The organism is Cyclobacterium amurskyense (assembly GCF_001050135.1).
Classification (GTDB): domain Bacteria; phylum Bacteroidota; class Bacteroidia; order Cytophagales; family Cyclobacteriaceae; genus Cyclobacterium; species Cyclobacterium amurskyense.
In genome coordinates, this window is sequence record NZ_CP012040.1 from 4,380,478 (window position 1) to 4,393,061 (window position 12,584).

General features: G+C 37.7%; 10 protein-coding genes. 3 read left to right on the top strand and 7 right to left on the bottom strand.

Translation table 11 applies throughout. The features are described from left to right. Positions 1-47: 47 nt before the first annotated feature. From CA2015_RS17875 to CA2015_RS17890, 4 genes are all read right to left on the bottom strand, one after another. Positions 48-1,577 (bottom strand): RagB/SusD family nutrient uptake outer membrane protein, encoded by a 1,530-nt coding sequence (locus CA2015_RS17875; RefSeq protein WP_048643132.1) that lies wholly within the window; start codon positions 1,575-1,577, stop codon positions 48-50. Positions 1,578-1,596: 19 nt separating this feature from the next. After that, positions 1,597-4,968: a SusC/RagA family TonB-linked outer membrane protein gene (locus tag CA2015_RS17880; RefSeq protein WP_048643133.1), complete on the bottom strand. Its 3,372-nt coding sequence runs from the start codon at positions 4,966-4,968 to the stop codon at positions 1,597-1,599. Between the two features lie 147 nt (positions 4,969-5,115). Continuing rightward, positions 5,116-6,174 (bottom strand): FecR family protein, encoded by a 1,059-nt coding sequence (locus CA2015_RS17885; protein WP_048643134.1) that lies wholly within the window; start codon positions 6,172-6,174, stop codon positions 5,116-5,118. 128 nt (positions 6,175-6,302) lie between these two features. Beyond that, a complete protein-coding gene (locus tag CA2015_RS17890) occupies positions 6,303-6,902 on the bottom strand; it encodes an RNA polymerase sigma factor (RefSeq protein ID WP_048643135.1) in 600 nt (199 codons plus the stop codon). 298 nt (positions 6,903-7,200) lie between these two features. Here CA2015_RS17890 and CA2015_RS17895 point away from each other — a divergent pair, with 298 nt between their 5' ends. The 3 genes from CA2015_RS17895 (at position 7,201) to CA2015_RS17905 (ending at position 10,019) form a co-directional block, all read left to right on the top strand. Further along, positions 7,201-8,073 carry an isochorismatase family protein gene (locus CA2015_RS17895; RefSeq protein ID WP_240477834.1) on the top strand — a complete coding sequence of 291 codons (873 nt, stop codon included), beginning with the start codon at positions 7,201-7,203 and terminating at the stop codon, positions 8,071-8,073. A gap of 90 nt (positions 8,074-8,163) precedes the next feature. Beyond that, positions 8,164-8,646, top strand: a complete 483-nt coding sequence (locus CA2015_RS25085; protein WP_205749781.1) for a hypothetical protein — start codon at positions 8,164-8,166, stop codon at positions 8,644-8,646. A gap of 116 nt (positions 8,647-8,762) precedes the next feature. Continuing rightward, the gene (locus CA2015_RS17905; protein WP_084011879.1) at positions 8,763-10,019 is read left to right on the top strand and encodes a 6-bladed beta-propeller; all 1,257 of its coding nucleotides are present in this window, start codon (positions 8,763-8,765) and stop codon (positions 10,017-10,019) included. Positions 10,020-10,202: 183 nt separating this feature from the next. Here CA2015_RS17905 and CA2015_RS17910 read toward each other — a convergent pair whose 3' ends face one another. The 3 genes from CA2015_RS17910 to CA2015_RS17920 are packed head-to-tail and all read right to left on the bottom strand — an operon-like array spanning position 10,203 to position 12,043. Next, positions 10,203-11,000 carry a TPM domain-containing protein gene (locus CA2015_RS17910; protein ID WP_048643136.1) on the bottom strand — a complete coding sequence of 266 codons (798 nt, stop codon included), beginning with the start codon at positions 10,998-11,000 and terminating at the stop codon, positions 10,203-10,205. Positions 11,001-11,006: 6 nt separating this feature from the next. Further along, positions 11,007-11,441 carry a TPM domain-containing protein gene (locus CA2015_RS17915; RefSeq protein WP_048643137.1) on the bottom strand — a complete coding sequence of 145 codons (435 nt, stop codon included), beginning with the start codon at positions 11,439-11,441 and terminating at the stop codon, positions 11,007-11,009. 11 nt (positions 11,442-11,452) lie between these two features. Beyond that, the gene (locus CA2015_RS17920) at positions 11,453-12,043 is read right to left on the bottom strand and encodes a LemA family protein (RefSeq protein ID WP_048643138.1); all 591 of its coding nucleotides are present in this window, start codon (positions 12,041-12,043) and stop codon (positions 11,453-11,455) included. Positions 12,044-12,584 lie beyond the last annotated feature (541 nt).

Below are 12,584 nucleotides of genomic sequence, written 5' to 3' on the forward strand. Positions count from 1 at the left end.
AATAGTATTGATTTGAAATTGAATAGGTTAATTCTTTTTGATGGAGACTAATAGCCAGGGTTTTGTTCAAGATTACCTATTAGGATTTCTCTTTGTGGAATTGGGAAAAGCAATCGGTTTTGGGTTACATTATAGCTTACATCCCTCAGGATTGGATGTAAGGCTTTCATGTTTTCTCCATGCTGATTCATTACTTCAATGGCACGTCCAGTCCTAACCAAATCTAACCACCTTTTATTTTCAAAAGCAAATTCTATACGTCTTTCATGAAGGATTATATCTTGTAATTCATCCTGATTTACTACACTAGAAGATGGCAAACCAGCTCTTGTCCTAACCCTATTTAAATGAACCAATGCTTCGGCAGCTTTACCTTGTTCATTGAGGGCTTCTGCAAGTAGTAAAAGTGCATCTGAGAATCTGTAAATCGGAAAATTGTCATCAGTGTTATTTTCAACACTATGAGGATGCAAGTATTTTTTAATAAATGCGTAGGAGCGTTTTTCTTCTGGTGTAATGTAATTAAGAGGACTGGTAACTTTTTCTATTACCATTGCACCAACCGGTCCAGTACCTTCAATAATTCCAATTGAAGCTTCTAATCGAGTGTCACCTTCTTCATAACTATCGATCATTTCCTGGGTAGGAGTATTCCAACCTCCAGCATTTCTGTTTTGGGATTGGATTCCTGTAATTAAACTTACATCAGCTGATAAAGGTAGAAATGGATACAAAAAATTACTATTTTGTCCTTGATTTCCTTCTTGGTATTGAATCTCGAAGATTGATTCTTTACTATTTTTGTTACTTAGGTCGAAAACAGACCCGTAGTCTGGTAGTAACTCATAGTCCATTGTCAAAATAGGTTTTAAGGCTAATTCAGCATCTGAAAATTTTTTTTGCGCCATATAAACATCAGCAAGTAAAACTTGACCAGAACCCTTTGTTGCGCGTCCATTTTGAGGGAAAGTCACTTCTGGTAGAAGTTGTATTGCATCTGATAAGTCCGATTCAATTGCTAAGTAAACTTCGGAAGTATTCGACCTTGGTAAATAGGCTTGAGTTGCCCCTTCAACTGCTTCGAGATGCAAGGAAACCCCTCCAAAGAATCTGACCAATTCAAAATACAACAAAGCCCTAATGAATTTAGACTCCCCTATTATTCGATCTTTCACTTGTTGGCTAAAGTCGGCCCCTTCGATTTTATCTAAAATCTGATTCACTCTAGCGATTCCAATATAACATGAGTTGTATTTACTGGAAATATAACTACTGGAATTGTCGTCCAAAAACCCAGCTGTATCTTCCCTTTCCAAATTAGAAACGCCGCGATTTAAATTGTTATATTCATAATGGGTATTGTCGGATCTCATTTCTCCCATTACCCAAGATGCAATGGAACCTTTTGCATCTCTGACAGAAGCATAGGCACCTATTAACGCTTGCTCAAACTGAGATTGTGTTTTGTAAAAATTTGCTGTAGTAACTGAGGCTTGGGGAGCTATTTCAATAAAGTCGTTTGAACATGAATGCAAACCAAAACAAAAGATAATATATATATAAATTAAGTTTTTCATGATTATGTTTTTTTACGGATCAAAAATTAAGATTTAAACCTAATGCTATGGTTCTGGGTACAGGGTAGGCGGTTCCATCAAAACCCAATTCTAGACTGCTTAATCCTCTTAAACTTGCTTCTGGGTTACCATAGGGATAATTAGTAATAACAAGCGCTTGTTGGACACTTACATATACCCTTGCTTTAGTGAAATAATTTTTGATATTTGGTAATGTGTAACCAAAGGTTAAATTCTTGACCGTGAGATAGGAAGCATCATGAATCCATTTACTACTGGTAAATCTCCCAAATGCAGTTGTACCTGAACGAGTGGACGCATGAAACCCTGCACCAGGATTTTCTTCAGAACGCCAACGATCTTTTACTTCTGTAATCACATTGAAATTACCGTCCAATAAGGTGTTCCATCCTCTAAAAGCAAAGATTTCTCCTCCATAAGCCCCTGACATAACAATATTTAAGTCGAAGTTTTTATAGTTAAAGCTATTGTTAAATCCGAAAGTGAATTTTGGATTTGGGTTTCCTAGAAAGGTTTTGTCTTCACTATTAATTATGCCATCATCATTTAAATCTTTCATTTTGGTTGTTCCCACAGCTGAAGTTATGTGTTTAGCACTAGAGTCAAACTCCTCCTGAGTCATGTAAATTCCATCAAATACATAACCATAAAATAAAGGCATTTGTCTTCCAACCTCTGTTTTCCAATAAGAAGAAAAACCTTGTTCACCAATTCCCCCAATTGGTGTATTGTTAGTCCCTAATTGAATTACTTTATTTCGGTTAAAGGAAATATTAAAATCCGTATTCCATTTAAAATTTTCAGTTAACAGTTTATGACCTATAGAAAACTCATAGCCCCATATATTTATTTCTCCAATGTTAGATTGTATATTGGGAAAACCAGCTGCATAAGGAATATCAACTTGATATAGCATATTGTCAGTGGTTTTGTTGTAATAATCAAATGTTGTATAGATCCTATCTCCTAAAAAACTTATATCAAGACCTATATCCATTCCTCTTGTGGTTTCCCAAGTTAGTAGAGAGTTTCCAATAGATACGGGGCTTCTACCTTGAGCAATACTATTTCCAATGACATAGTTTGTTGAAGATATATTTCCAAACTGTCGGTAATTCCCAATGTTAAAATTACCAGCATAGCCATATTCAGCCCTTAGTTTTAAATAGCTAAATGTAGTCGAGTTACTAAGGAAAGGCTCATCAGAAATGATCCAACCTGCTGAGGCTGCAGGAAAGGATCCCCATTGATTTTCACCACCAAATCTTGACGATCCGTCTCTTCTTATTGAAGCAGATAGTAAATATTTACCTTTGTAATTGTAATTGACTCTGCTGAAAAGAGATAAAAGAGACCATTCACCCAAGTTACTACTTCCATTTTTTATTGCTGCAGCGTCTATCCATTGCACATCATCATCAGGGAAGTCAATACCTGTGAGTATTGTGTTTTCTTGAGAGAATTTTTGGGCTGAATACCCCACTAAAGCATCTATGTTGTGGTCTACATCAATAGTCCTATTGTAGTTAAGGGTGTTTTCAGTTAACCAAGAGTAGTAAAATTCGGTAGCATATTCTGCACGAGCTCTATTTGTAGGTGCATTTCCCGAAACACCATAAGTGGAGGGTTGAAACAATCTTCTGTTACTACCAAGAATATCCAATGAAATAGAACTTTTGAAGGTGAAGTTCTCCATGAAATTTAATTCTGCAAAAGCATTGGTTAATAACCTAGTAGATTTAATCCGGTTAGTGGATTCCATTAAATTTCTATACCAATTAGGTTGAGTGAAGATACCTGGCCCAGAATAACTATCTACCAAAGTGCCATCTTCATTGGTGTCAAAGGGTGAGAAAATTGGGGGAGTAGATGAAGCTGCCATTACAATTGCACTACCTGAATGTCCATCTGTATTAAAATTTTGACTTCTTTGAAAGGTAGGTGCTAGGTTTACTCCGATTCTGAAATTTTCATTGAATTGATATTCATTATTGGATCGCAAGGAAAACCTTTCAAAATCTGTGTTTAAAACGGCCCCTTCTTCTTTAAAATATCCTGCGGTGGTTGAGGTACTAAAGTTGTCTTTGCCTGAGGCAATGTTTAGGTTATAACTGGCTACGGAACCATCTCTTAAGATGACATCTGACCAATCTGTACTTATCCCGTTATACTGTTCTGGATTCTGATACAGCTCAGGAATGCCTCCGGTATAACCTTCATATTTAATTTTATCCTCATATATTTCCTTCTGAAATTGGAGAAATTCTTTGGCATCCATAAATTCACTTCTTCCTTGTTGAGGAATTTGGTTGATGCCATAACTTGCTGAAAACTGTATTGTAGTTTCTCCTTTTTTCGCTCTTTTAGTAGTGATTAAAACTACTCCATTCGCTGCCCTCGATCCATATAGTGAGGCAGCAGAAGCTCCCTTTAGAACCGAAAATGTTTCGATTTCATTGGGGTTGATATTGTTAATGTCTCCTACAATAGGAAATCCATCGACAACATATAAAGGGTCATTCCCAGCGTTAATTGATGATGCACCTCTTATACGAATGGCCATACCTCCACCTGGAGTTCCAGAAGCCTGATTTATTTGAACTCCTGGAATCCTACCATGTAGTTTTTGTGCAAACTGTCCCACAGGTTGGTCTTCTAGTTGACCCGCTTCCAAAATGGCGATTGATCCTGTAACTTCTCTTTGTTTCTGGGTACCATATCCTATAACCACCACTTCATCTAACGAAGACATGTCTTCAGTTAGCGTGATATTGATAATGCTCTGGTCTCCCACAGCCTTACTTTGGGATTCAAAGCCGATAAATGAAAAGACAAGTGTGGTGCCTTCAGGAACCGAAATGGAATATTTACCATCCAGATCTGTTGCTGTACCTATGGAGGTGCCAGGTACCGATACTGTTACCCCTGGAATAGGTTGCCCGTTGCTATCTACCACAGTACCACTTACGGTAACATCCACCATTATCACAGGCGAAGGTTCTTTTGCCTCTGCCAGGCGGACACTTATTTTGTCATCCACTTGTTTGAACCTCAGGCCATGTGCTTTAGCCAGGTCCACTAAAATACTTTCAAGGGATTGGCCATCGGCCTTTATGTTTACTGCTCTGGTTTTATTAAAAACTTTTTTATCATAAATAAATGAAAAATCAGTTTTTGATTTAATTTCAGAGAAAACTTCGGGAAAGGATGCTTCTTTCAGACTGATGCTCAGGTAAACTTCTTTCATGTCTAGAGAACCCTGGGCATTGATCGGAGCAGCATAGAGCAGGTTTATAAACAACAGTTGTAAAGCAATTCCATATAGGTAGTATTTACCAATCATACATAGGGCATGTAGCGTTTTTTTCATAAATTTGGGTGTTTTATTGTTAATTAATTATTGCAGTGAAACGATGGCAAATAGTTAGAGCCTGAGAAACTTTCCTATCTGCCGGAGAAGGCCCATGTTTACATTGGCCTTCTCCATTTTTTACAGGTTATGTCATAACTTACTTTTTCATTTGAATGTAATGGTTACTTTTTTCTGTGCTATCTCGAAGTCGAAGCCATAGGCAAAACCTAAGCTTTCTAAAACATTGCTTAAATATTTGTCTTTAAATTCGCCTGAAATGGCTATTGTGGAAGATGGCGTGCCTTTGAATCCTATTTCCACTCCATACCAGCGCTCGAGTGTAATCTTAAACTCCGAAAATGAAACATCTGTAAATTTTAGGGTGCCATCCTTCCACAGGAATGCAGTTTGTCTATCGAAGTTCCTTTTTCTCATTGTACCATGCCCCTCCATGATTACCTCTTCCCCAGGCTGGAGTAGCAACGATTCACTTTCCGATTCTTCTTTGAAAACTTTCACCTGACCGGTAGCCAATTGTACATTTACCCTGTCCTTGTCATAGGAAATAATATTGAAGGAAGTTCCCAAAGCAGTGGTAACGAGGTCACCGCTAAATACCCTGAAGGGCAATAAACTATCTTTAGCCACCTCAAAAAACGATTCGCCATTTAAAAAAATGTCTCTGTCAGCTTTTCCGAAATCGTTTTTGAAGCGAATTTGACTTTCAGCATTCAAAATTACAGTGGACCCATCCGGTAAATGTATTTTGGATTTTTGACCTTTGGGATTTGATTTAGTGATCCATTTGGCTCCTTCCTGAAGCATGGCTCTGTGGTCTATCTCTTTTTCCGTGGAGTTTTTTAATTGTAAAAAACCTACAACAGACACTATTAACAAAAAAGTAATGACAGCGGCTTTTGCACCATATCGATGAATAGCATAATCATTTGATTTTTTTTGTTTTGGGTGTAGCGGAATGGTCTGTTTATTGATCCTTTGTTGTATTTTTTGGTGCAAAACCCGCTCCTTTTCTGCAGTCCAGTCATTTCCTGGGAGATCTAGTTCCAAAAGAACAGCTTTGGCCTCATTGAAAACTTCAAGCTTTTCTGGATTTTCCGTTAGCCACTTGTTCCATGACAAGCCACTTTCTGCATCATTTCTCAACACCCACTTCCGGAAGGAGAAATCATCAATAAAATCATCTATGGCGTTGAAATCGTTCATTTTGGATCTTTAACAACAGAGAGCGATTTATGGGAAAAATCTCATCTCTTGATCCAGAAAATATTTAATAATTACATAAAATATAATTTATTCAGTATTCATTTCATTTATATTAATTATATGGAGTATTATTGAATAAATAAAAATATCAGTCCGCCAATTTTAATTGATCTTCTTGAAAAAGGTAGGATTTTTTTTAATTTTTTTAAGCCTTTAAATATTAAATTGTATACCGAGGGTACTTGCACATTCATCAATTTTGAAATTTCGTCATAGGAAAGTTCTTGGATATACCTTAAATAAATGGCTTCTTTTTGCCTGAGGGGTATTTGATCAAGGGCCAGGCTGATTTTATTATGGGATTCCAGAATTATTTGATTCTCATCAAGGATTTCTAAAAAGGACATTTCCCATTTAAATTTAGAATGTACCTCTTCTAAGGATTCGTTTTTATTAGATATCTTTACTTTCTTGATAAGCTCTCTACGAAAACAAGCAAATAAGTAAAATTTGATAGAATTTTTAATGCTTATATTCTCCTTCAAATCCCAAATATGAACAAACAAGTCTTGGATGACATCTTCTATTAAGCTTGTATCTTGAGTAAATTTGTGACCATATTTATAGAGATCTTTGGAAAAGGTCTTATAAATATAGGAAAATGCCTGTTGGTTACCGGATTTGATCAGGTACCATATTTCAACTTCAGGGAGCGAAGAAAAATCCATTTTACAGAGTATTATTTTGGGTTAAAGACTAATCATATGAATGATTACCAAACTATATACTTAAAATTAATTAATGAGCAAAGATATTTTATATAATTGGTTTAATTCCTTTGAATAATTAGAGTAATACTTTAATAGATCAAAATTTTAGCAAAGGAAACTTGAATCATTACAGGTGGATGTGAAAGTAGTAAAAGGTGAAAATTCCATAGCATTATATTTTAAAAGATTAAAGTAATAATGTAAATTGGAAGTAAAAATTGATATGAGGCCATTGTTCTACTTAATATTCCTATGTTTGCCAACTTTAATTTTAAGTTGCCAATCTGCTCAGAAAGAGGAGCAAAAATCCAATGCTGTAAGTGAGGTTAAGACGGTATCAATTAACCTAAGAAAAAAAGTAAAGTCAGAGAGCGAAGCTAATAGCTGGGAAACGGTTGAATATACTGAATCCTGGGATCCTAAAAGGACGGCAATCATTGTGACCGATATGTGGGATAGGCATTGGTGTGAAAGTGCTACCCAAAGAGTGGCCGAATTGGCTCCGGTCATGAATAAAACTTTGAATAATGCCAGAGAAATGGGAGTGACCATTATCCATGCCCCAAGTGGAACAATGGATTTTTATATTGACGCACCGCAAAGGAAGGCAGCAATGCAAATTCCAAGTCATAAGGCTCCAGAAGGGTTTCCAATCGATGATTGGTGTTACCTTGACAAAAATAAAGAAGCTGCTCTACCCATAGACGACAGTGATGGGGGCTGTGATAGGCCTTGTGTCGATGGGGAGCCATGCGAAGAGATGACCGCATGGACCAGACAAACAGCTGATATTAGCATTGAAGACAAAGATTTTATCACTGACCAAGGACAGGAAGTTTACAATATTATGGTTGAAAACAATATAGACCATATAGTGGTTATGGGGGTGCATCTGAACATGTGTGTCCTGGGAAGACCTTTTGCCATCCGTCAGTTGGCCAATCTTGATAAAAATGTGGTGCTGATGCGGGACATGACTGATACCATGTACAATCCGGAAATGCCTCCTTATGTAGACCATTTTGAGGGAACTCGTTTGGTAATAGACCATGTAGAAAAATACTGGGCCCCTACAATGGTAAGTACCGATTTCACTGGTGATACTGCCTTTGCCTTTAATGAGAAATAGGGGAGTTGTATATTGGGAAACTTCTCCTTTTTGATAGAAATATCAATCCCAAAATGATTTAATGCACACTATAATTAAATTAAAACCAAAATGAAATTTTCCCCAATTTCAATTGAAGAATATGTGAAAAAGCACTTGAAAAACAACCCAAGTGAAAATGGAAAAGATTTAAGGAAACGGCTTGAAATGGCATTAGCTGATTATAAAAAAGGAGTCAAATGTTCCTGTGGGAACGACATTTGGGTTATAGGTGCCGCCACTGTCGGAAATAGTTGCTTTACCTGTATTACAGGGGAAAGCGATCCAAACAATGATTATGAAATTGAATCCGCAATAAAAAAGAATAAATCCGCTGGTCGAAGGCACATAGACGAAATCCCTCCTTCCGAAATAAATGGATTCTTTGATGATGATGGATATGAGATTAGTACTGATTTAATACAAAAACCATCTTTGTGCATTACCTGTGTCCATAATGACAATCCCCAAGAGGAAATACTTTGCAATTTGACACGAATTGACCAAAAAGATGCAAAAGAGTTTATTTGCTTTGGGTATAAAGAAAGGAAATAAATTTTGCGAGTTTTTATCCAATGCTAAATTCAATCAGGGCATAGATATTCACTAGTATGTTAACAATTGACATCCTATTATGAATTGATTAATTCTATAGAAAAACTACAAAGAATATGCCCATTACCTCAAGCTCTCTTACTTATATTTGCCATCATAAAGTAAATCTTAATCATTTCAACCCCTGTTTTTGGCTATTTGGGTACTTGTTTTTATTTATTATAAGCGGTTGTAATAAGAAAACGCAAACTGAAAAACAAGAGGGGGGAATAGGACTGGTTATTGTAGATATTTCTGAATCCCGAACTGGGAAATTATCTGAATTTTTTGAGCCTGAAATCGACTATATTTGGTTGGAAGATGAGTTGGATGAGGCACAACTTAATGTCGGCTTACATCAAATCCGCTTTTATGGAGATAAAATTTATAACCTTGATATTTACAATTGCAAGTGCATTTCAATTTTCAATAAGGCAGGAAAGTATATAGGAAAGATAGATGCTTTTGGAGAGGGGCCCGGTGAATACTTGGACTTTGATGCTTTGACATTTGTAAATGAGGAACTGGTTTTGTTAGGGGTTTACCCTAGAAAGATAATGTGGTTCAGCCTGGAAGGGGAGTTTCTACGTGAATTGACCTTAAAAGCCCCCTTTGGTCCGGGTGTGTTTTCTGAATTTGACAACCGCTATTATTCCTACAATTCCGCGAGAAAAACAGGAGAATTTTTTATCCAAACCTTGAATGAAAATTTGCAGGATACTATTAATTTCTTGCCATACTACTCCGAAAGACTTGAAAGTGAGATGTCGGGCCGGAACTATTTTCAAAAAAGCAAACAACATCTTTATTTTGGGATGACTTTTCTCGATACCATTTATCAATTCCATAATCAACAAATGGTTCCCATGTTTACTTTTGACTATGGAAATTATGGTCAAAACCTGGAAGAATTAAAGAGACTGGAATTAAGGGATAGACTTAAAATCATTAATAGCCGTGTAAAATTATTCTTTAGAGGTCAATACCGAGTTTCAGAAAAACAGTTTTACACCTTTTTTAGTTACGAAAAGAAAGTTTACAACCTATTTTATGACAGGGAAAAATCACAATCCCATGTGATTGAAGGCAATCTAATCAACGATATCGATGAAGGGCATGATCCAAAGTCAATAGGCTATGGTTTTGAACCGGGGAAAGTGGGGACAAGAATAGCTGGTAAAGACCTTTATCATGCATTGGTGGAAAAGAAAAAGCAAATGGGGAAGGAGGATTTTGAGAATTGGGCTAATAGTAAAGGTAAAAACTTCGCAAAAACAGCCTTGGCGGCAAAAGACTCTGAAAACCCGGTGCTTATTGTTTATAGCCTAAAGTGACCTTTTATTCCGCTGGCCTAGGTGCCTCTATTGAAAAAGTAATTCGGAAGGTGTGATCAGAATAGGAAACCTGAATGGGTTAAACTATTGAAGTAACAGGTGTCAGACTGTGAAGTAATGAATTGATAATTAAATGACCTTGGCGGTATTGATGCATTAATTGCAGCAATACCGCCAAAATCTTTACCAGCTCCCACCGGCGCCGCCACCACCAAAACTACCACCACCAAAACCGCCGAAGCCACCGCCTCCGCCACCAAAGCTGCCTCCTCCGGAAGAAAAATCCCCAAATTTACCTCGACTCCCTCCAAGCATATTGGCTAGCAATAAGGTGGTGAAGAAATCCACTCCGCCTCGTTTTCCTCCCATATGGTTGTTGTTGTCATTTCGGTTTCTGATCAGGGTAAGGATCACAAAGCCTACGATCAATATCAAGAAGAGGGGGAGTCCTCCTCCCGGTTTTTCTGAGGAGCCAAGGTCCTCTGCCTTATATTCTCCGGAAGCTAGTTTGAAGATCATATCAGTGGCCTGATCCAAGCCGGTATAATAATTTTCTGTACGAAAGTTAGGAACGATCAACTGCTCTACAATTCTTTTCGCCAAAGCATCCGGAATTGCTCCCTCCATTCCATAACCTGTGGCGATAAATACCTTTCGGTCCTTCATTGCCGCCAGGATAAGTACCCCATTGTCCTTGTCTGCTCTACCGATTCCCCATTGATCCCCCAACTGAAAAGCATAATCACTGATGTCATAAGGCCCGACAGAATTGATTAAAACGATACTTACCTCCGAAGAGGTACTGTCATTATAAGCCACTAGCTTGGTCTCCAGCTGTCGGACTTCATTGGCTGATAGTGTCTTTGAAAAATCATTAACCAAGCGAGGAGGGTTAGGCTTTTCAGGAAAATCCCCCTGAGCCCAGCTAGCCAATGAAAGTACCAATAATAACAAGGAAAGGAAAAGCTGTTTTTTAATCATGATGTCTTATTCAAAGGATATTTCGTCAGGGAGTTCATTGATGTCTCCTTCATGGTCATAGGGGAAATGCTGCTGCAGTTGCTTGCCTGACATTTCTATGCCTATTCTAAGCCCTTCAGTATAGGCTTTTGTCTTAAAATGAACAAGCATTTCTTCCTTGATATTTTCCCAAAAGTCTTTGGGAACTACCTGGTTAATTCCTGCATCTCCGAGAATGGCAAACTTATGGTCCACCACAGCAAGATAAAACAGCACCGCATTGCGCTGTGCTGTTTTATGCATTTTGAGTTTTTCAAACACTTCAGCAGCCCTGTCAAGCACATCACCTTTGCAGTTGTTTTCGATATGCACTTGAATTTCCCCTGAGGTTTCTTTTTCGGCATTCTTGATTGCGCCAATGATACTTTCTCGGTCTGCCTTACTAAATAATTTTTCGGCCATAATTGTCCTATTTAAAATTCTACCGTTGGGGCATTTTCTGATCCAGCAGATGCTTCGAAATAACCTTTGGTTTCAAATCCATACCATCCTGCAAACATATTATTTGGGAAAGTTCTCAGGTTGGAATTGTAGCTCTGCACAGATTGATTGAAATTTCTTCTTGCTACTGCAATCCTGTTCTCAGTGCCTTCCAATTGGGCCTGCAGCTCAAGAAAGTTCTGGTTGGCTTTCAAGTCAGGATATCTTTCTACGGCCACCAGTAACCTGCTAAGCGATCCGCTCAATTGATCTTGCGCATTCTGAAATTTTGCGATGTTTTCAGGAGTAAGGTCATCGGCCTGCAAATTAATGGATGTGGCTTTAGAACGTGCTTCGATGACACCGGTAAGGGTTTCTTGTTCAAAGTCCGCATAACCTTTCACTGTATTGACCAAATTTGGAATTAGGTCAGCTCTTCTTTGGTATTGGGTCTCCACTTCCGCCCACTGACCGTTGATGGTTTCTTCAGTTTGCACGAAAGTGTTGTACACGCCTACCGCTTTGGAGTATACAATGAACCCGATCACTGCGATGATGGCTATAGGAATTAATATTTTTTTCATGGTAAGAATATTTATAAAAACAATGAAGTTATATGACGTAAATTTTGACTTGAGGTTTCCCTGAATGGGTGATTTTTCAAGAAAATCAGTACAAAAGAAGCAGATTTCGCCAATTATGACAAGCTTTTGCTTAGAGAAAGCAAGAGCAATTCCAAGTCAAGCAGCTCACTACACTTTGGACAAGTCCAGATTATCGCTGTATCCCATAAAAACGAGCTGCGATGCGCTTTTCCCCTGCATTCCTTGTTGTGAATATCAAAGTTACCACATTAAATTTAGAAAACAGCCTAAGCCAAAATAAGGCTTTTTTTAGGATAGAAGTGGATTATAGGAAAAGGCTATGTATTAAGTGGTTAGGGGATACTTTGCCACTGGAGTATGAGCTTGTCGAAGACAGCGGAACCGAAATATTAATAACCCCACACATAGGTTGCTGAGCGGAGCCTAAGCAAGGGAAGACGATGACAACTATTACAAATGGCCACTAAAAGAATCCTTTTCTAAATTCAATTAAAATTAGAGCTTTAGAGAGATATAGTGC

Coding starts and splice junctions, on each gene's coding strand:
- CA2015_RS17875 (WP_048643132.1), bottom strand. CDS start 1,577: ATGAAAAACTTAATTTATATATATATTATCTTTTGTTTTGGTTTGCAT.
- CA2015_RS17880 (WP_048643133.1), bottom strand. CDS start 4,968: ATGAAAAAAACGCTACATGCCCTATGTATGATTGGTAAATACTACCTA.
- CA2015_RS17885 (WP_048643134.1), bottom strand. CDS start 6,174: ATGAACGATTTCAACGCCATAGATGATTTTATTGATGATTTCTCCTTC.
- CA2015_RS17890 (WP_048643135.1), bottom strand. CDS start 6,902: ATGGATTTTTCTTCGCTCCCTGAAGTTGAAATATGGTACCTGATCAAA.
- CA2015_RS25085 (WP_205749781.1), top strand. CDS start 8,164: ATGAAATTTTCCCCAATTTCAATTGAAGAATATGTGAAAAAGCACTTG.
- CA2015_RS17905 (WP_084011879.1), top strand. CDS start 8,763: ATGCCCATTACCTCAAGCTCTCTTACTTATATTTGCCATCATAAAGTA.
- CA2015_RS17910 (WP_048643136.1), bottom strand. CDS start 11,000: ATGATTAAAAAACAGCTTTTCCTTTCCTTGTTATTATTGGTACTTTCA.
- CA2015_RS17915 (WP_048643137.1), bottom strand. CDS start 11,441: ATGGCCGAAAAATTATTTAGTAAGGCAGACCGAGAAAGTATCATTGGC.
- CA2015_RS17920 (WP_048643138.1), bottom strand. CDS start 12,043: ATGAAAAAAATATTAATTCCTATAGCCATCATCGCAGTGATCGGGTTC.